Below are 19,494 nucleotides of genomic sequence, written 5' to 3'. Positions count from 1 at the left end.
ACCCGCGGCGGTCGTAGCGTGAAAGCGGCGAGCTCCACGCTATTCCTGTCGGAAGACGGCCACGATCTGGGCGGCGATCTCGGCCGGGCTGAGGCCGCCCGGCCGGTACCATTCGTGGGTGGAGTTGAGCTGTTTCAACAGCAGATTGCGGTAGACCGAGCGGTCGATCCGCGGCGGCAGGGGCAGCGCCGCCACCAATTCGCGGAACAGCCCTTCGAACCGGTCCCTCCGCGCGATCAGCTGCTCCCTCACCGCGTCGGGGACTTCCCGAAAGTCGTTCATCATCGGCGTCGTGATCGAATCCGGGGCAAGCTGAATGTCCAGCAGGGTCGCGCAGGCCGCTTCCAGCCTGACCCAGGGTTCCTTCCGCGCGCGGACCGCTTCCGCGATCCTGTCCTCCGCCACGTCGAGCGCGGCATTGTGCAGCTCGACGAACAGCGCGTCCTTGGACTTGATATGATGGTAGAGGGACCCGCCCAGCACCCCGGCCTGATCGCCGATATCCCGCATCGACGTGCCGCGATAGCCCTTCCGGGCGAACAGCCGCGCCGCGATCTCGACTATCTGTCGGCGGCGGCTCGATCCCTCATCGACCGGGCCGGCACATGCAACTTCATTCCTCATCGCCATGGCGCTAGCATATCGTCGTCCGGAAGATCACCCCTTTATCATGCGCTGCCGGAATGATCGGCGGCCCGTCATTCCGCGTCCGGCTGGTTTTGCGGCGCCGCCTTGGCGAAGGCCTCCAGCGCGAGGCAGGCCTGCTCGACCGCCGCCAGTCGCGGCCAGCGCAATGCGACGCCGAACCGCCGCGCATTCACCAGTTGCGGCACCAGGCAGATATCGGCCAGCGTCGCCTGCGCGCCGAAGCAATAAGGCCCCGCTTCATCCGCGATCAGCCGGTCGAAGGCATCCAGGCCTTCCTCGATCACCTGACGGGCCCAGCCCGTCACCTGATCCTCGGCCAGTCCCAGGCCGCGCAGCCGGTCGAGCACCCTGAGATTCTGGACCGGGTGAATGTCGCAGGCGATGAGCTGCGCCGCGGCCCGCACCCTCGCCCGCCGGATCGGGTCGCCGGGCAGCAGCCCGGGGTCCGGCACGGTTTCGTCCAGATATTCGCAGATGGCGAGGCTTTGCGTCAGCACCGCCCCGTCGATCGCCAGCGTGGGCACCAGACCCTGGGGATTGAGCGCCAGATAGTCCGGCGCCCGCTGTTCCCCCTTGCGCAGATGGCGAAAGGCGTCGGCATAGGCGACGCCCTTCAGATGGAGGGCGATCCTGACCCGGTAGGAGGCGGTGGAACGGAAATAGCCGTGGAGGACCGGTTCAGTCATGACCTTGGGTCCAGCCTGCATGGCGAATCCGCCGACGCCCTCGTTCGCCGATGCCCGCGTTCAAGCCGACTATCCATGCGTTTGCGTCCCTTCCCATATCCTCCCCTTGGTAAGACAAACATGTCGCGGGTTTAAAGCCCTATTTCCTTTTCCGACCATCGTCGGCAGGGGCAGGCCGCATGCGCTGTCGGGGGGCAGGCTTTCCGACCGGATTGCGAGCCCCAACCTGCTGCGCGAACTATTTTTACATTGTAACAAAAGCTTCTATACTGATGCTCATCGGTTTTCTCCGAAGGGGTCAGATGCCTGTGAGGTTCAAGGTCGATCCGCTGCGCCTCCACGCCCGCACGGTCCATGCCGGCGCGTGAGAGGGACGGCATGACGGATGAGGCCCAGCCATATGTCTTCAAGCCGCATGAACGGCCCACCCTGCCCGGTTCACCGGCCAATCCCGACCATCCGTCCCGCCGCCGGATCGGTTATTTCGCGATTGCCTGCCTGATCGGCATCACCGGTGGCCTGGGCAACGCGCTGGTCACGGTGAACCTCAATTTCGCGCAGGGCACGCTGGGCCTCAACAGCAATGAGAGCGCCTGGCTGACCGCCGCCTATTTCATGACCAATGTGACGGCGAACCTGCTGCTGGTGAAATATCGCCAGCAGTTCGGCTTGCAGCCTTTCATCCGCTACATATTGGCCGCCTATGCGCTGACCACGATCATGCATCTGTTCCTGCATGGGTTCTGGACCTCGGTCGCGGTGCGCGCGATGAGCGGGGTCGCCGCGTCGGGCCTTTCCACCCTCACCATCCTCTACATGATGCAGAGCATGTCCGCGCCCAAGCGGCTGGCGGGGGCGATGATCGGCATATCCATCCCGCAGCTCGCCACCCCGCTTGCCCGCGCGCTGTCGCCCCATTTGCTGGAATGGGGCGACTGGCACATGCTCTACTGGTTCGAAATGGGGCTGGCCTTCGCATCGCTGGCGGCGGTCATGGCCCTGCCGCTGCCGCCGAGCGAGCGGGAAAAGGTGTTCGAGCCGCTCGATTTCCTGACCTTCGGCCTGTTCGCACCGGGACTTTGCCTGCTGATCGCGGTCCTGTCCGAAGGACGGATCGAATGGTGGACCGAGCGCGCCTGGATCGGATATGCGCTGGCGGGCAGCGTCCTGCTGATCAGCGCGGCGCTGCTGGTCGAACATCATCGCGCCAATCCGCTCATCAACACGCGCTGGCTGGGGCGGCGGGAGATCGCGCGGCTGATGCTGGTGGCGGCATCCGTGCGCATATTGCTGTCCGAACAGGCGTTCGGATCGGTCGGCCTGCTCAATATCGTCGGCATGATCAACGACCAGATGATCACCCTCAACCTGATCGTGCTGGCGGGGTCGCTGGCGGGACTCGCGACGGCGGTGCTGACCTTCCGTCCCGACAATGTCAGCCGCCCGATCACCATCGCGGTCATCCTGATCGCGATCGGGTCCTTCATGGATGCCGATGCCACGAACCTGACCCGTCCCGCCAATTTCTACTTCAGCCAGGCGCTGATCGGCTTTGCCTCGCTGCTGTTCCTGGCGCAGGCGATGGTGATCGGCATCGCCCGCACCCTGCTGGCTGGGGGCAAGCATTTCATCAGCTTCGTCGTTCTCTTCAGCATGAGCCAGAGCGTGGGCGGCCTGATCGGCACCTCCCTGCTCGGCACCTTCCAGGCGGTGCGGGAAAAATATCATTCGCACGAACTGGTGCAGCATATCGTCATGACCGATCCGCTGGTGGCGGCGCGCATCGGGGCGGGCGGCAGGACCGTCTCCGGCGTGGTCGGCGATCCCGCGCTGCGCGGCGCGGAGGGCGCCGCCATCCTGGCGCAGCAGGTCGCGCGGGAGGCCAACATCCTCGCCTTCAACGACGTGTTCCTGCTGCTGGGCGGGCTGGCGGTGTTGACCGCGCTGTGGGGCTTTGCCATCCGTTGGTCGATCCGGCGGCGCGGGGAAATATCGCCCGTCATCCTGCTGCAGCAGAAGATGATGGCACAACAGGCAGCACAGGCTTCAGCCAGTCCATAGGGGGAACATGAACCAGCCGACAGCCACCGGCACGGAACCGGAGACGACGGACCCGCAGGTCGACCCGCCAGCGGGAGGGTGGCGCCCGCCCGCGCGCAGCCGGACCACGGTGATCGCCATCGTCCTGATCGCGATCCTCGCCATATCGGCCATATTATATGCCTGGCAGCTGCCGCCCTTCGCGGGCTTTTCGGAACAGACCGACAATGCCTATGTGCGGGGCAAGGTGACGATCATCAGCCCGCAGGTCAGCGGCTATGTCACGTCCGTCCCGGTGCAGGATTTCGCCGAGGTGAAGGCCGGCCAGATACTGGCCACCATCGACCAGCGCATCTACGCGGCGAAGGTCGAGCAGGCGAAGGCCAATCTCGCGGCGCAGATCGCCGCCCTTTCCAATTCACAGCAAAGCCAGCGATCGCGCGAGGCCGCCCTGACGGGACAGGCCGCCGGCATCGCCAGCGCCCGTGCGCAACTGGTGAAGGCGCAGGCCGACATGCGCCGCGCCGACGCGCTGGTGGCGGACGGTTCGATTTCCGAGCGGGAGCGCGACCAGACCCGCGCCGCCCTGCTGGCCGCGCAGGCCGCCGTCCAGCAGGCCAGCGCCGCCGAGCGCATCGGCACGCAGGATGTCCGGTCGGTGCTGGTCGGCCGCGCCGGGCTGGAAGCCGCGGTGGAGGGCGCCAGGGCCCAGCTTCATCTGGCGCGGATCGACCTCGACAACAGCGTGATACGCGCCCCCGTCGCCGGCCAATTGTCGGAGATCGGGGTGCGCAACGGCGCCTATGTGACGGCGGGCACGCAGCTCATGTTCCTGGTCCCGCACGATCATTGGGTGATCGCCAATTTCAAGGAAGCGCAGACCCGCCAGATGCGCGTGGGCCAGCGCGCCACCTTCCGCGTCGACGCGCTGGGCGGGGCGAAGCTGACCGGACGGGTGGAAAATCTGTCCCCGGCGGCGGGTTCCGAATTCGCGGTGCTGAAGGCGGACAATGCCACCGGCAATTTCGTGAAGGTCGCCCAGCGCATCGCGGTTCGGGTCCGGATCGATCCCGACCAGCCTCTGGCGAGGCGCCTGCGGCCCGGCATGTCGGTCGTCATCAAGATCCATACGAACGACTGATGCGCTACGCCCCTCTCCTGCTCCTGCCGCTTTCCGCCTGCGCCGGACCGGCGGTCGAGACGATGGACGTGCCGCCCGTGGCCGCGCCGCAGGCCTGGCGGACCGATGCCGGTCCCACCGCGCCGTTCGACCGGAACTGGTGGCAGGGCTTTGGCGATCCGGCCCTGACCGGCCTGGTCGAACGGGCGCTGGCGGGCAATATCGACATTGCCCTGGCGGGCGCGCGGATCAGGGAAGCGCGGGCGCAGGAAAGCCTGGCCAGAGCCGCCCTGCTGCCCACGCTGGACGCGGCGGGCGCGGCGGCCCGTTCGCGCAGCGTCAATCCCTTCGGCCGGGCGGTGGAGCAGACCGCCGCCCAGCCGCAGGTCCAGGCGGCATGGGAGGCCGACCTGTTCGGCCGCCTGTCCGACCGGGCATCGGCGGCGCGGTCGGGCTGGCTCGCCAGCCAGGCGGCGCGGGACGCCATTCGCCTGTCGGTCGCGAGCACGGCCGCCAGCGGCTACATCACCCTGCGCGCGCTCGATGCCCGTCTGGCCGTCGCCCGGCAGACGCTCGATGCGCGGGCGGCAGCGCTGAAACTGGCGCAGCGGCGCAGCGATGCGGGCTATTCGCCGCGATTGGAACTGGCCCAGGCGGAAGCGGAATATCAGGCGACGGCGCAGGTCATCCCTCCCCTGGAGCAGGCCATTGCGCGGCAGGAAAACGCCCTGCGCCTGCTGACCGGCGATCTGCCCGGCGCGGTTCCGCGCGGCGAGCCGCTCGACGGCCTTGCCAAACCCGCCATAGCCGACGGCCTGCCCTCCGAACTGCTGCGGCGCAGGCCGGATATCGCGCAGGCCGAATATCAGCTTGCGGCGAGCGACAAGCTGCTGGCGGCGGCCCGCAAGAATTTCCTGCCGCAGTTCCGCCTGACCGCATCGGGCGGCGCGGCCTTTTCCACGCTGCTGGCCGATCCCATCACCATCTGGTCCGTTGGCGGCAGCATCCTTGCCCCGCTGTTCGAGGGCGGCCGGCTCCGCGCCGGCGCCGAGGCGGCGGGCGCGCAGCGGGATCAGGCGGCGCTGGGCTACCGCAAGGCCGCGCTCACCGCCTTTCGCGAGGTCGAGGATGCGCTGGCGGCGGCGCGCCACGGCGACGAACAGGTGATGCTGCTGGAGCGGCAGCGTCAGGCAGCGGCGGAGGGGCTTCGGCTGGCGTCCAATCGCTATCGCGCGGGATATTCGCCCTATCTGGAGCAGCTCGATGCGCAGCGCAATCTGTTCGCGGTCGAACTCGCGCTCGTGCAGGCACGGGCGGACGCGCTCTCCGCCCGCGTCCTGCTGTATCAGGCGATGGGCGGCGGCTGGAGCCTGGCGCCGCAATGAGTTGAGCGCTTCCCGCCGGCCAACTGCGGTTCCTGTCGGGCTGCGCCGTCTCTCGCCCGCACGCAGGGACCGGACATGGAAATCGAAGTCAGCGCACAGGCAAAGGACAAGCGGCTCAACCGGATGGTCGCGATCACGGTCGTCATCCTTTCCGTCTTCACCGGGGTCTGCAACATCAAGGACGGCAATATCGTTCAGGCCATGGATCTGGCCCAGTCCAGTTCGGTCGATGCCTGGAACCAGTATCAGGCGACCCGAACCAAGCTGCATCTGGCGCAGGACAGCCGGGCGATGCTGGCCGTGGTGGCGGACGGGAACGCGACCGGAAAAGCCAGGGCCGCGCTCGCCGCGCTGGATGCGGAGATCGCCAAATATCGGGCCGAAGCGCCGGGTCTGGCGAAGCAGGCCAGGGATTTCCGGCAGGACTATGACGCGCTCAACATCCATGACGATCAGTTCGACGCGAGCGAGGCGTTGATCTCCACCGCCATCTCGCTCGCGGCGGTCGCGGCGCTGTGCGAAAGCATGGGGCTGCTGTTTGCGAGCTGGGCGTTCGGCGCCGTCGGGCTGTTCATGGGGGTATGCGGCTTTGCCGGATGGGGATTCCACCCCGATTTCCTCAGCAATTTCCTGGGGTAGAGGGGCCTTCCGGCAGGGCGGCCCCTCCCCCTGGCTGGATCAGGCGAGCTGCTTTTCCAGTTCGCCCAGCACGCGGTAGCAGTCGAACACCTTGGCGACCGAACTGTTCGGCTCGCGCCCTTCGCGGATGGCGCTGATGAACTCGCGGTCCTGAAGCTCGATGCCGTTCATCGACGCGGCGACCTTCGACACGTCGATCGCTTCCTCCCTGGCCGTAACCAGATCGTCGTAGCGCGCGATATAGGTGCCGGTGTCGCCGATATAGCGGAAGAAGGTGCCCAGCGGGCCGTCATTGTTGAACGACAGCGACAGGGTGCAGATCGCGCCGCTCTCGCTCTTCAACTGGATCGACATGTCCATGGCGATGCCGAGTTCGGGATGGATCGGCCCCTGCATGGCATGGGCCGCGACGATCCTGCCCGCCTGATAGGCGAACAGGTCGACCGTGTGCGCGGCATGATGCCAGAGCAGATGGTCGGTCCAGCTGCGCGCCTCGCCCTTCGCATTGATGTTCCTGCGGCGGAAGAAATAGGTCTGGACGTCCATCTGCTGGATGTTGAGCTCGCCCGCCCTGATGAGATTGTGGACATATTGGTGCGACGGGTTGAAGCGGCGGGTGTGGCCGACCATGCAGACGAGGCCGGTTTCCTCCTGCTTCGCCAGCACCGCCTGCGCGTCGGCCCAGCTGTCGGCGAGCGGGATTTCCACCTGCACATGCTTGCCCGCATTCATGCAGGCGATCGCCTGTCCCGCGTGCATCTGGGTCGGCGTGCAGAGGATGACCGCGTCGACATCGTCGCGGGCCAGCGTCTCGTCGAGGTCCGTGGTCGCATGGCCGATGCCGTATTTGTCGGCGATTGCCTGGGTCGCGTCCAGACGGCGGCCGACCAGAGAGGTCACGGTCACGCCGTCGATATTCTTCAGGCCGTCAAGATGCTTTTCGCCAAAGGCGCCGGCACCGGCCAGGGCTATACGCATGAGGATCGTCTCCTTGAATGAGGTCAGCTGACGGGTTCGAGCACCAGATGCCCGACCGCCGTGTTGGATGCAGGGACATGATAATGGCGGTGCAGGGGCTTCACCCGCTTGCCCAGCGCGCCGCGCATGATGAGCCACATCACCATCTCGATCCCCTCGGACCCGGTTTCCCGCAGATATTCGATATGCGGGATGGCCCGAAGCGCCTCGCCATCGTCATGGCTCATCAGGTCGAGGAAGCGGTTGTCCCACTCCGCATTGATGAGGCCCGCGCGCGGTCCCTGGAGCTGGTGGCTCATGCCGCCGGTGCCCCAGACCTGCACGTTCAGATCTTCGGGGAAGCTCTCCACCGCCCGCGCGATCGCTTCGCCCAGCAGCCAGCAGCGGTTGCCCGAGGGCGGCGGATAGGTGACGACATTGACGGCCAACGGGATGACCTTGCACGGCCATCGTCCGGGCTGGCCGAACATCAGGCTCATCGGCACGGTCAGGCCATGGTCGACATCCATCTCGTTGATGATGGTCATGTCGAACTCGTCGAGGATCAGGCTCTGCGCGATATGCCAGGCAAGATCGGCATGCCCCTCCACGTCCGGGACCGGGCGCGGACCCCAGCCTTCGTCGCAAATGCCGTAGCGGTCGGCGCAACCAATGGCGAAGGTCGGAATGATCTTCATGTCGAAGGCCGAGGCGTGGTCGTTATAGACCAGGATCACGACGTCGGGCTTTTCCCGCGCGATCCACTGCCGCGACCAGTCGTAACCGGCGAAAACGGGCTGCCAATAAGGCTCGGCGGTCTTTTTGAGGTCCATGGCGGCGCCGATGGCGGGCACATGGCTGGTCGCGACCCCGGCGGTGATGCGGGCCATCAATATTTCTCCCTGATCGAACGGACGCCTTTGGGAGAACGGCCGCCCGCGACCATCATCGCCTGATAATCCTCGGTGCTCATGCCGGTCATGGTGCCGACGGCCTGGAGGAAGCTGAGGCCGTCGGTCGAGAATATCTTGGCCAGAAAATAGATGTTGCCGCCCAGGTCGAGGCAGCGATTATAGTCGCGGTCGAGGATCGCCTGTTTCTGATCCTCGCTCATCGGCCATGCGTCGATATAGGCGCGCTCATCCGCCTTCCAGCGCTCGCGATTGTCCGCCTTCATCAATGTCATGGCAAACTGGTTCATCCAATATCCCTGCCGCGCGCGCCGGGCGGTGTAGACGCGGGTGCCGGGTATGTCGTCAAATTCGGCCAGATATGCATGGATGTCGGTCATAATCCCCTCGCCCTGAGCTGCGCGTCCAGGCGCGGGAAGACGCGGCGGGCATTGCCCTCGAAAATGGCGTGGCGCTCCGCGTCGCTTATGTCCAGCGCGTCGACATAGCGTTTGGTATCGTCGAAATAATGGCCGGTGGTGGGATCGATGCCGCGCACCGCGCCGACCATTTCCGATCCGAACAGGATATTCTTGTTGTCGATCACATCGGCCAGCAGGTCGATGCCCGGCTGGTGATAGACGCAGGTGTCGAAGAAGATGTTGTTCATCAGATGCGTGTCGAGGCTCGGCTTCTTCAGCATGTCCGCCAGGCCCCGATAGCGGCCCCAATGATAGGGCACCGCGCCGCCGCCATGCGGGATGATGAAGCGCAGCGTCGGGAAGTCCGCGAACAGATCGCCTTCGAGCAATTGCATGAAGGCGATGGTGTCGGCCGCGATATAATAGCCGCCGGTCGCGTGCATCGCCGGGTTGCAGCTGCCCGACACATGGATCATCGCGGGGACGTCCAGTTCGACCATCTTCTCGTAGAAGGGATACCAGTAGCGGTCGGTCAGCGGCGGGTGCCGGAAATGGCCGCCGCCCGGATCGGGATTGAGGTTGCAGCCGATGAAGCCCAGGCTGACGCAACGTTCCAGCTCGGCGATGCTGTTTGTCATGTCGGCTTGCGGAGACTGGGGCAGCATGCACACCCCGGCGAAGGTTTCGGAATAGAGGCCGACCACGCGGGCGATCAGGTCGTTGCAGCGGGTCGCCCACGCCTTCGCCACGTCCGCATCGCCCACATGCGGCGCCATGGCGGAGGCGCGTGGGCTGAAGATGGTGAGGTCCGCGCCGCGTTCCCGGATGAGGCGCAACTGGTTGGATTCGATCGTGTCGCGGATTTCGTCGTCGGAAATGTCGGGATAGGCCGGGGCCGCAACGCCTGCCTTGAACGCGGCCTTCTGTTCCTCCCGCCATGCGTCATGCCCTTTGGGGAGCACGGTATAATGGCCGTGGCAGTCGATGATCAGGCTCATGCGGCGTCGGCCTTTCGTTCGGTCGATTGGGTAATTTGGTCGATTTTTCCGGCCAGCCCCTGTGGCGGCTGCCGGATGGCGAGTTCACCGATCGCGCGCTGCCGCTCGACGGTCCCGCGCGTCATGGCGGCGCCGGTGCCTAGCCCCTCCAGCGTCTTCACCACCTCCTCCATTTCGGCGGCGCGGCGAAGGCCGTGGATCAGCATCCGGTCGAGATTATAGTCGGCCCGCTCTTCCCAGGGCCTGGCCCGCTCGCTGGCGTTGAGCGAGGCCAGCACTTCCTCCCGCACGCCCGCGGCATCGGCGGCCAGCACGCATTCGGCGGTCAGCGCCTCGATCCCCTTCACCATCACCGACCGGATCATCTTGATCGACGACGCACGGCCCACAGCATCCCCCGCGATCCGGACTTTGGCGAAGCCCAACGCCGCAAGTCGCGCCTGTGCTTGCCCGGCCTTGGCGCCGCTCACCAGCAAGGGGACCGACAGCCGGGCCGGATCGACGGGCGCCATCACCGCGACGTCGACATAATGACCACCCGCCGCGTCGATGATTTGCGCCGCCGCCTGCTTGGTCTGGGGGGCGACGCTGTTCATGTCGCAATAAATGGCTCCCGCGGGCAGGCATTCGGCAGCCGCTTCAGCCGCGGCCAGCGCCTGATCCGCAGTCACGAGGGACAGGATCAGGCCCACGCCCGACAGCGCCTGCTCCATCGAGAGGGCGCCCCGCACATGGGCCGCGCTATAAGCGTCCAGCATCGCCTGCGCATCAGGGCCGTGGACGGCCTTTCGGTCGAACACCTGCGCCTGCCCGCCCCATGCGCCGGCATGCGCAAAGGTGGACCCTGCCTCACCAAAACCGATCAGACCGACTATCTGCTCCATGGGAACGGGGCATGACCGATCGCCCGTGCCCCGGCCAATCGAATCCACGCGATCGATATAAGATTTTACGAATATAGTAGCGCGACCTCTGCCTCGACGGCCGCCATGAAGCGGCTTTGCAGGCGGGTCGGGCGCCAGTCGGCACGGGTGGTGATGCCGATGGTGCGGCTGACCGATCCGGGGGCCGGGCCGATGTCGATCACCATCCCCACATCCAGTTCCAGCGCGAGCTGGTCGACCGACAGCAGGGTCAGATAATCGCCGCCCAGCAGCAACTGGCGGATCGTCATCACCGATCCGCATTCGATCGGCACGGGCGGCAATGCGCCACCCAGCGCCTCGAACATCCGGCGCCAGAGCTGGCGCAGCGGCGTGCCTTCCGGCGGCAATATCCACGGATAGCGCCGCAGCGCATCGGCGCTCCAGCCGGATGCCAGCGGATGACCGGCCCGCGCGATGATGGTCGGCCGATCCTCGAACAACGGCCTTTGCGCCAGATCCTGCCCGATGGAGGGATCGCGGAGCGCGCCGATCATCATGTCGATTTCCCCCTCGCGCAGCGGCCCCACCAATTCCGTATGCGACCCTTCAAAGATATGGATGTCGACCTGCGGGAAGTCGGCACGGAATCGGGTGATGGCGCCGGGCAGCAGCCGCGCCCGCGACAGCGGCATCGCCCCGACCAGGACCCGCCCGCTTTCCTGCCCCTTGAGATCGGCGATATCCGCCAGCCCCGATCGCAGCTCCGCCAGCGCCAGCCGCAGCCGCCGGGCCAGCGCCGCGCCCTGCCGGGTGAGCACCAGTCCCCTCCCGCGCCGGTCGGCCAGCCGATAGCCCACCGCCAACCCCAGATCGCCCACCGCCCGGTGCAGCGATGGTTCGGTAACGCCCGCTTCCGCCGCCGCCGCCGGATAGCTGCCCGCGCGCGCCAGCGCGACGAAGGCACGAATCTGCGCCGCCGTCACCCGGCTGCTGCCGATCAGCCGCAGGGCCGCATTGACGCGCGGGGCGAGGCACAGGGCGGCCCCGGTCGGGACCATGCCGCCGGGTTGCCGGTCGAACAGGGGAAGGCCCAGTTGCGCCTCCAGCTTGGCGATGCCCTGGGTCACGGCGGGCTGGGTCAGATGCACCTGCCGCGCGCCGAGCGAGACGCTGCCCTGCTCGACCACGGCGGCCATGGCGGCGAGATGCCGGATATTGAACTGATCGGGGTCCATTTCCCATCATTAGCAAAAATTTATGGGCAGCACATAGAACGGATTTGTTCGGCGGCCCGCCCTTGGTCATGGGACGATCAGCTTTCCATGCGGCAGGAGAAGGATTGATGTCCGGCGTCGTTGTCCAGAATATCGAGCGGGCGGCCCTTTCCGTCATTGACGGCCTGGCGGCGTGCGGCGTTGCCACCGTGCATGAGGCGCAGGGCCGCACCGGTCTGCTTGCGCCCTATATGCGCCCCATCTACAGCGGCGCGCGGATCGCGGGGAGCGCCGTCACCATTTCGGCCCCGCCGGGCGACAATTGGATGGTCCATGTCGCGATCGAGCAATTGAAGGAGGGCGACGTCCTGCTGCTTGCGCCGACCAGCCCCTGCACCGACGGTTATTTCGGGGATCTGCTGGCGACCTCCGCGCAGGCGCGCGGGTGCCGGGGTCTCGTCATCGATGCGGGCGTGCGCGACGTGCGCGACCTTACGCAAATGAACTTCCCCGTCTGGTCCAGAGCGGTCCATGCGCAGGGGACGGTCAAGAACACGATCGGATCGGTCAACATCCCCGTCATCTGCGCCAATGCGCTGGTCCATCCGGGCGACGTGGTGATCGCGGACGACGATGGCGTATGCATCGTGCCGCGCGCCGAAGCTGCCGCCGTGCTGGCGAAGGCGCAGGCCCGCGAAGCCGCCGAGGAAGCCAAGCGCGTCCGTCTCGCCGCGGGCGAGCTGGGCCTCGACATTTACGATATGCGCCCGCGTCTGGAAGACATGGGCCTGAAATATGTCTGACGCGCAAAGCTGCGCCCGCGTCATGTGGATGCGCGGCGGCACGTCGAAGGGCGGCTATTTCCTGGCCGATGACCTGCCCGCCGACCCCGCCGCGCGCGACGCATTCCTGCTGCGGATCATGGGTTCGCCCGATCCCCGCCAGATCGACGGCATGGGCGGTGCCGATCCGCTGACCAGCAAGGTCGCCGTCGTGAGGAAATCGGAACGTAAGGGCGTCGATGTCGACTATCTCTTCCTTCAGGTCTTCGTCGATCAGGCCATCGTCAGCGACGCGCAGAATTGCGGCAATATCCTTGCCGGCATTGGTCCCTTCGCCATCGAGCGCGGCCTCGTTGCGGCGCGGGACGGCGAGACCCGCGTCGCCATCTTCATGGAGAATACGGGGCAGATCGCCATCGCTTGCGTCGAAACGCCGGGCGGCAGGGTCCGCTATGACGGCGAGGCGAAAATCGATGGCGTTCCCGGCAGCGCCGCGCCCATTCCGCTGGAATTCCGCGACACCGCCGGTTCTTCCTGCGGCGCGCTGCTTCCGACCGGCAATGCCTTTGACGAGGTGGAGGGGGTGCGCGTCACGCTGATCGACAATGGCATGCCCTGCGTCGTCATGAAGGCGCAGGATGTCGGCGTCACTGGATATGAGGATCGCGACACGCTGGACAATGATGCGGTGCTCAAGGCCCGGATCGAGACGATCCGCCTCGCGGTCGGCGAGCGGATGAACCTGGGCGACGTCAGGGAAAAGTCGGTGCCCAAGATGATGCTGGTCGCCGCGCCGCGCCAGGGCGGCGCGGTCACGGTGCGCAGCTTCATCCCGCACCGCGCCCATGCCTCGATCGGCGTGCTGGGCGCGGTCAGCGTCGCCACCGCCTGCCTGATCGAAGGCTCTCCTGCCGCCGAGGTCGCCTCCATTCCCGCGGGCAAGCGCAAGACGCTGTCGGTCGAGCATCCGACCGGCGAGACCACCTGCGTCATGGAACTGGACGACAGCGGCGCCGTCACCAGCGCGGCGATGCTGCGCACCGCGCGCAAGTTGATGGATGGAGAGGTTTTCGCATGACTGCCAGAGAGACCGGGCGCATCACCAGTTGGCACGGCCATCCCTCTCCGCCGCGTTACACCCCGCCGCCGGGCGCGATCGACGCGCATTGCCATGTTTTCGGACCGATGGCCGACTTCCCCTTTTCCGCCAAGGCCAAATATCTGCCGGAGGATGCCGGGCCGGACATGCTGTTCGCGCTGCGCGACCATCTGGGCTTTGCGCGCAACGTCATCGTCCAGGCGAGCTGCCACGGTACGGACAATGGCGCGACCCTGAACGGCATCGCCAGGTCGCAGGGCAAGGCGCGCGGCGTTGCCGTGGTCGATCCGGCGATTTCCGAAGCCGGTCTTGCCGCCCTGCATGACGGCGGGATTCGCGGCATCCGCTTCAACTTCCTGAAGCGCCTCGTCGACGATGCGCCCAAGGACCAGTTCCTCGAAGTGGCGCGGCGGCTGCCCGAGGGCTGGCATGTCGTCATCTATTTCGAGGCGGACATATTGGAGGAATTGCGCCCCTTCATGGACGCTATCCCCGTGCCGCTGGTGATCGACCATATGGGCCGCCCGGATGTCACGCAGGGGCCGGACGGCGCCGACATGAAGGCGTTTCGGGCTTTCCTGAACGGCCGGGACGATATCTGGTTCAAGGCGACCTGCCCCGACCGGCTCGACCCAGGCGGCGATCCTTGGGACGCCTTTGCCGGGGCGGTGGCGCCGCTGGTCGCGGACTATCCGGACCGGGTGCTGTGGGGCACGGACTGGCCGCACCCCAACATGCAGGACGCCATCCCGGACGACGGCCATCTGGTCGACATGATCCCGCGCATCGCGCCCACGGTCGAACTGCAACGAAAATTGCTGATCGACAATCCAATGCGGCTCTATTGGCCGGAAGAGATCGGCTGACGGAAGGCTTTTACCCCGCCCGGTTCCGCACCAGCTCCGTCACGATGGCCGGGTCCGCCAGCGTCGAGACGTCTCCGAGCGCTTGCGCCGAAGTCTCTCCCTCCGCAATCTTGCGCAGGATGCGGCGCATGATCTTGCCCGACCGGGTCTTGGGCAGGCCGGGCGAGAAGTGGATCACGTCGGGCGTGGCGATCGGGCCGATCTCCTGCCGGACCCAGGCCACCAGGGTCTTGCGCAGGCCCTCGCTGGGTTCCTCATGGGCGTTGAGCGTCACATAGGCGTAGATGCCCTGACCCTTGATATCGTGCGGGAAGCCGACCACGGCCGCCTCCGCCACGCATTCGTGCAGCACCAGCGCGCTTTCGACCTCGGCCGTGCCCATGCGGTGGCCGGACACGTTGATGACATCGTCTACCCGGCCGGTGATCCAATAATCCCCGTCCGCGTCCCGGCGGCAGCCATCCCCGGTGAAATAAAGCCCCGGATAGGTGGTGAAATAGGTCTGGAAGAAGCGTTCATGGTCGTTCCAGACCGTGCGCGCCTGTCCCGGCCATGAGCGGGCGATGCAGAGATTGCCCTCGCCGGCGCCCTCGATCACCCCGCCCTCGCCGTTCACCAGCAGCGGTTCCACGCCGAAAAAGGGCTTGGTCGCCGCGCCGGGCTTGAGGTCCGTCGCGCCCGGCAGGGGCGTGATCATGTGACCGCCCGTCTCGGTCTGCCACCAGGTGTCGACGATCGGGCAGCGCCCTTCCCCCACCACCTCATGATACCAGCGCCAGGCCTCCGGATTGATCGGCTCGCCCACCGTGCCCAGCAGCCGTAACGACGCGCGGCTGGTTCGGGTGACGAACGCATCCCCTTCCTTCATCAGCGAGCGCAGCGCGGTCGGGGCGGTGTAGAGCGTCGTCACCTGGTGCCGGTCGACAATGTCCCAGATGCGCGACGGGCTGGGCCAGTTGGGCACGCCCTCGAACATCAGGGTGGTCGCGCCGTTCGCCAGCGGGCCATAGACGATATAGCTGTGCCCCGTGACCCAGCCGACATCGGCGGAGGACCAGAAGACCTCTCCCGGCCGATAGTCGAAGGCGAGATCGAAGGTCATCGCCGCCCAGAGCAGATAGCCGCCGCTCGAGTGCACCATGCCCTTGGGTTTCCCGGTCGAGCCGGACGTATAGAGCAGGAACAGCGGATCTTCGGCGCCCATCGGTTCAGCCGGGCAGTCGGCCGAAACAGAGGCGGCCAGCTCGTCATAATAGGCGTCCCGCCCCTCCTGCATCGCGACGTCGCCGCCGGTCGCGCGGACGACGATCACCGTCTTCACCACCGGCGCCAGCGATGCCGCCGCATCGACATTGCGCTTCAGGGGAACGATCCTGCCGCCGCGCCGTCCTTCATCGGCAGTGACCACGACCTTGCTGTCGCAATCCGTGATGCGCCCGGCCAGCGCCTCCGGCGAGAAGCCGCCGAACACGACCGAATGGATGGCCCCGATCCGCGCGCAGGCAAGCATCGCGAAGGCTGCCTCCGGGATCATCGGCAGATAGAGCGTCACCCGGTCGCCCCGCCGCACGCCCGCACCCTTCAGCACATTGGCGAAGCGGCAGACCTCGGCATGGACATCGGCATAGGTGAAGCGCTGCGCGTCTTCATCCGGATCGTCGGGTTCCCAGAGGATGGCGACCTGTTCCCCCCGCTCCGCCAGATGCCGGTCGAGGCAATTGGCCGACACGTTGAGCGTCCCGTCGGCAAACCAGCTTATGCCGAAATCGCCTTCCGCAAAGCTGCTTTCGTCGGCCCGGCCGGGCGCCTCGATCCAGTCGAGCCGGCGCGCCTGTTCCAGCCAATAGGCCTGCGGCTCCTCCAGCGACCGGCGATAGCCGGCGGCATAGCCGGCCGCATCGACCTTCGCCCCCGCGGCCCATTGCGGCGGCACCGGATACACGTCGCCCGGCATCACTTCACCTGGGCGAGCGCGGCGTTCATCCGCCTGGCGGCGAAGGGGGGCAGCTTCACCGCCTTCGCCGCGGCAAGCGCCGCCGGGTCCACCTTGCCGACCTGCACCAGCGCGACCATGCCCATCGAGAAATGCGGCATGCACTTGATCCCGTAGAGGCCGGGCCTGGTCACGGTCATCACCGCTTCCTTGTTCATGCCGCCCTTCATCGGCACGGCGCCCGCGGGCAGCATGGCGGGCAGGCTTTCGGCATTGTGGCTGGGATCGCTCGGCTTGAAATGGATGGTGTCGCCCACCGCCGCCTTCACGAAGGACGGTTCGAACACCATCGCGCCTTCCGCGCCCTGGTTCTTCATATGGACGATGATGTCCCTGGCCTGCGCGGACAGCGGCGCCAGCGCCAGAAGGGCGGCGGCGCCGATCCGCAAGATGATGTGAATGTCGTTCAAGGCTCTCTCCCACGGCAGATTGGCGTTGCGGGAGGAATGACCGAGAGTGGCGGGCGACCGCAATGGGCCTTTGGTCCTACGATCGATCGACATTCAGCCCTGACGGCCTGCAAATGGCGCTCAAAAGCGGGTTTTCACGCCCGCATGGTAACGGCGCGGGGCGCCCGGTCCATAGGCGCGCGGATTGGATGCGTCGGGGGCCTCGGCCATGGCCACCTTGCCCACATCGGCAAAGGTGCCGAAGGTCGCATAGCGCCGGTCGAACGCATTGCGCACTTCCCCGAACAGCGTCACGCCCGGCATGATATCGACACCGGCTCGCAGATTGACGAGAACATAGCCCTTCAGCGGCGCATTATCATTGCCCTCGTCGCCCGCCAGATATTGACCCGACCGCGCCACCACGTCGCCGCCCACCGACCAGCCCCGCCCCGCATAGTCGAGTGACAGCGTGGCGCTGTGGCGGGGAATGCCGGGCAGCCGGTCGCCGGGTCTGACGAAGATCACCCCTGCCCCATTCGCGGCCGGATTGGCGGGGCTGGACAGCGCCAGATCATGCCGGAAGCTGGCATCGGTAAGGGCGTAGCTGAATATGCCGGTAAAGCCGCCCTTCACCCCCTTGAGGCTGAATTCCAGCCCCTGCCGCCGGGTCGCGCCGATGTTGCGGAAATAGGCCCGCCCGCGAATGGCCGAGGCGACATGCTGAATGTCGTTGTCGTTGCGCGTGCGATAGGCACTGAGCAGCCATTCGATCCGGAAGCCGTGCCATTGGCTCCGGCCGCTCGCCCCCGCTTCCCAGCTTCTGGCGACGACCTGTTTCAGCGGCGGATCGGCGATGAAGAAATTGGCGAGGCTGCACGGCGCATTTTCGTCCGCGCAGGAGAGTTCCGCGGGCGTCGGCGCGCGATTGCTCTCGGCATAGCCCGCGCGCAGGCTGACGCCCTCCGTCACGGCATAGTCGAACTCGATCCCCGGATTGACCCGGTCGAAGCGATGACGCCCGTTGAGCGCGGTCCCGATCAGGTCGCGCATGTCGATGCGCGCCCGGTTGTAGCGCAGCCCGATCTCGGCCGAGAGGCGTCCCGTCAGCGGCAGCCGGTCCTGCGCGAACAGCCCCCAATAACTGGCCGTCGCCACCAGGCCCACCGGTCCTGTCGATCCATCCGGCTGCGCGATCAGCGGTCCCAGCCCGGCGACGCCGCGGTCCTGCGTCAGGGCGCCGAGTTCGACCGAGGTGCCGAAGCGCGTGCGGCTCGCGTCATGGCTCATGCCGAGGGCCAGATGATTTTCGCCGCCGGGCAGGGCGCGCCGGTCGATGATCTGGATGAGCGCCCCCATGGCCCGGCTGTCCATCCGGCTGCGGTTGAGCACGCCATAGCCCCTCCCGCCCAGACTGTCGGCGATCGCATGGCCCTGCATATCCGTCAGGATCGAGTCTTCCTTACCATCCAGCGTTTCCAGACAGAGCAGCCCGTCGCCGCACCCCTCCATATCGGCGGCGTCGCCATTGACGCTGCGCAGCTTCAATTGCTGCGCGTAGAATGTGCCCTCGATCCGCGTGGCCTGTCCGATCGCGACCCAGGGATGCAGGCTGACCCGGCCATAATGGGCAATCGCATCGTCCAGCCAGGTGAAGACCGCGCGCCGGTTCACGGCCAGCAGGTCGACCGGGGCGACGCCATTGCCGGTCAGGTCGGTGTCCGCGCCGATCGCCTTCAGGCGCAGGCCGCCGCCAGCCGTGTCGAAGCCGAGGTCCAGGTAGCCATTGTAAAGGGTCGAGGGCGAATGGGCGCGCCAGCCATCCTCATGGCGATATTGGAACGCGCCGAAGGCACTGATATCGAAGATACTGGTATCGCCCCTGGCGAATCCGCCAGCGACGCTCGCCTCCCGCGTGCCGAAACGGCCGCCGCTGAGGCTGGCCTCCAGCCCCGGATCGCTGGCGCCGGTTTTCGTGTCCATCACCATCGCCCCGCCCAGCGCATTGAGGCCGTAGACGGCACTGCTGTCGAACAGGGTGACGCTGTGGATCGCAGCGTCGGGCAGCAGGTCGAACGCGACGGTGTCGCCGAAGGGCTGGTTGAAACGCGCGCCGTCCAGATAGACGGCCAGCCCCTGCGCCTGACCCTGCAGCGGCGAGGCGGTAAAGCCGCGATAGACGAGATTGGGCTGCCAGGAATTGCCCTGCGCATCCTGCAGGGTGATGCCCGCGATCGTGCGGGTCAGCGCGCCCAGCAGGTCGGGCCGCCCCGTCCGGACGACATCCTTGCCCGACAGGTGCAATGCGTCGTCGCTGTCCATCCCGCCGCCGGGAGCGGTGACGATGATCGGTTGGCGATCGGCCGACTCACCGGCATGGACCTGCCCCGCCCAAAGGGCGATGGCCGCGCCTGTCATCCACGCAGCCCTGTTCTGCATGTCCTCTCCCATTCATGCTTTTGTGACAGCGCTACGGCCAGAGTCCAGACGCCGCCATTGG

The 19,494-nt window shown here is 66.7% G+C and carries 18 protein-coding genes; 7 read left to right on the top strand and 11 right to left on the bottom strand.

Translation table 11 applies throughout. The annotated features are described in order from the left end of the window. Positions 1-39 precede the first annotated feature (39 nt). Positions 40-624 carry a TetR/AcrR family transcriptional regulator gene (locus MJ601_RS04675; RefSeq protein ID WP_242123758.1) on the bottom strand — a complete coding sequence of 195 codons (585 nt, stop codon included), beginning with the start codon at positions 622-624 and terminating at the stop codon, positions 40-42. A 74-nt stretch (positions 625-698) separates the two neighbouring features. Then, positions 699-1,334, bottom strand: a complete 636-nt coding sequence (gene maiA / locus MJ601_RS04670; protein ID WP_242123755.1) for a maleylacetoacetate isomerase — start codon at positions 1,332-1,334, stop codon at positions 699-701. A 378-nt stretch (positions 1,335-1,712) separates the two neighbouring features. Here maiA and MJ601_RS04665 point away from each other — a divergent pair, with 378 nt between their 5' ends. The 4 genes from MJ601_RS04665 (at position 1,713) to MJ601_RS04650 (ending at position 6,518) form a co-directional block, all read left to right on the top strand. Beyond that, entirely contained in the window at positions 1,713-3,395 is a 1,683-nt protein-coding gene (locus MJ601_RS04665) for an efflux MFS transporter permease (RefSeq protein ID WP_242123753.1), read from the top strand. A 7-nt stretch (positions 3,396-3,402) separates the two neighbouring features. Further along, complete coding sequence (locus MJ601_RS04660; protein ID WP_242123751.1) at positions 3,403-4,515, top strand: HlyD family secretion protein; 1,113 nt, start codon at positions 3,403-3,405, stop codon at positions 4,513-4,515. After that, on the top strand, positions 4,515-5,879 hold the full coding sequence (locus MJ601_RS04655; protein WP_242123748.1) for an efflux transporter outer membrane subunit: 1,365 nt from the start codon (positions 4,515-4,517) through the stop codon (positions 5,877-5,879). The genes MJ601_RS04660 and MJ601_RS04655 overlap by 1 nt, the downstream gene beginning before the upstream one ends. Before the next feature lie 75 nt (positions 5,880-5,954). Then, positions 5,955-6,518 carry a DUF4337 domain-containing protein gene (locus MJ601_RS04650; RefSeq protein ID WP_242123747.1) on the top strand — a complete coding sequence of 188 codons (564 nt, stop codon included), beginning with the start codon at positions 5,955-5,957 and terminating at the stop codon, positions 6,516-6,518. Between the two features lie 39 nt (positions 6,519-6,557). Here the strand turns inward: MJ601_RS04650 and MJ601_RS04645 are convergent, their stop codons facing one another. The 6 genes from MJ601_RS04645 to MJ601_RS04620 all read right to left on the bottom strand — a co-directional run bounded on the left by MJ601_RS04645 (position 6,558) and on the right by MJ601_RS04620 (position 11,886). After that, positions 6,558-7,496, bottom strand: coding sequence for a Gfo/Idh/MocA family oxidoreductase (locus MJ601_RS04645; protein ID WP_242123745.1), 939 nt, complete (start codon positions 7,494-7,496; stop codon positions 6,558-6,560). A 23-nt stretch (positions 7,497-7,519) separates the two neighbouring features. Next, a complete protein-coding gene (locus MJ601_RS04640; protein ID WP_242123743.1) occupies positions 7,520-8,365 on the bottom strand; it encodes a class III extradiol dioxygenase subunit beta in 846 nt (281 codons plus the stop codon). Next, positions 8,365-8,766, bottom strand: a complete 402-nt coding sequence (gene ligA, locus MJ601_RS04635; protein ID WP_242123741.1) for a protocatechuate 4,5-dioxygenase subunit alpha — start codon at positions 8,764-8,766, stop codon at positions 8,365-8,367. Before ligA ends, MJ601_RS04640 begins: the two co-directional genes overlap by 1 nt. Beyond that, positions 8,763-9,785, bottom strand: a complete 1,023-nt coding sequence (locus MJ601_RS04630) for an amidohydrolase family protein (protein ID WP_242123739.1) — start codon at positions 9,783-9,785, stop codon at positions 8,763-8,765. Before MJ601_RS04630 ends, ligA begins: the two co-directional genes overlap by 4 nt. Further along, positions 9,782-10,669, bottom strand: a complete 888-nt coding sequence (locus MJ601_RS04625) for an NAD(P)-dependent oxidoreductase (RefSeq protein ID WP_242123737.1) — start codon at positions 10,667-10,669, stop codon at positions 9,782-9,784. Before MJ601_RS04625 ends, MJ601_RS04630 begins: the two co-directional genes overlap by 4 nt. Positions 10,670-10,734: 65 nt before the next feature. Continuing rightward, positions 10,735-11,886, bottom strand: coding sequence for a LysR family transcriptional regulator (locus tag MJ601_RS04620; protein WP_242123735.1), 1,152 nt, complete (start codon positions 11,884-11,886; stop codon positions 10,735-10,737). A 107-nt stretch (positions 11,887-11,993) separates the two neighbouring features. Here MJ601_RS04620 and ligK point away from each other — a divergent pair, with 107 nt between their 5' ends. Genes ligK through MJ601_RS04605 form a run of 3 tightly spaced genes read left to right on the top strand, consistent with a single transcriptional unit; the run spans position 11,994 to position 14,612 of the window. Beyond that, a complete protein-coding gene (ligK, locus tag MJ601_RS04615; RefSeq protein ID WP_242123732.1) occupies positions 11,994-12,668 on the top strand; it encodes a 4-carboxy-4-hydroxy-2-oxoadipate aldolase/oxaloacetate decarboxylase in 675 nt (224 codons plus the stop codon). Then, positions 12,661-13,725: a 4-oxalomesaconate tautomerase gene (locus MJ601_RS04610; RefSeq protein ID WP_242123730.1), complete on the top strand. Its 1,065-nt coding sequence runs from the start codon at positions 12,661-12,663 to the stop codon at positions 13,723-13,725. Before ligK ends, MJ601_RS04610 begins: the two co-directional genes overlap by 8 nt. Further along, positions 13,722-14,612, top strand: a complete 891-nt coding sequence (locus MJ601_RS04605; protein WP_242123728.1) for an amidohydrolase family protein — start codon at positions 13,722-13,724, stop codon at positions 14,610-14,612. Before MJ601_RS04610 ends, MJ601_RS04605 begins: the two co-directional genes overlap by 4 nt. A gap of 10 nt (positions 14,613-14,622) precedes the next feature. Here MJ601_RS04605 and acs read toward each other — a convergent pair whose 3' ends face one another. From acs to MJ601_RS04590, 3 genes are all read right to left on the bottom strand, one after another. After that, positions 14,623-16,566, bottom strand: a complete 1,944-nt coding sequence (gene acs / locus MJ601_RS04600) for an acetate--CoA ligase (protein WP_242123726.1) — start codon at positions 16,564-16,566, stop codon at positions 14,623-14,625. Continuing rightward, entirely contained in the window at positions 16,566-17,006 is a 441-nt protein-coding gene (locus MJ601_RS04595; RefSeq protein ID WP_491572886.1) for a pseudoazurin, read from the bottom strand. Before MJ601_RS04595 ends, acs begins: the two co-directional genes overlap by 1 nt. Positions 17,007-17,135: 129 nt before the next feature. Beyond that, entirely contained in the window at positions 17,136-19,433 is a 2,298-nt protein-coding gene (locus MJ601_RS04590; protein ID WP_491572884.1) for a TonB-dependent receptor, read from the bottom strand. Between the last annotated feature and the right edge of the window lie 61 nt (positions 19,434-19,494).

Source organism: Sphingobium trunci, from assembly GCF_022664535.1.
GTDB lineage: Bacteria > Pseudomonadota > Alphaproteobacteria > Sphingomonadales > Sphingomonadaceae > Sphingobium.
This window is presented reverse-complemented; position numbering and strand designations above follow the sequence as displayed.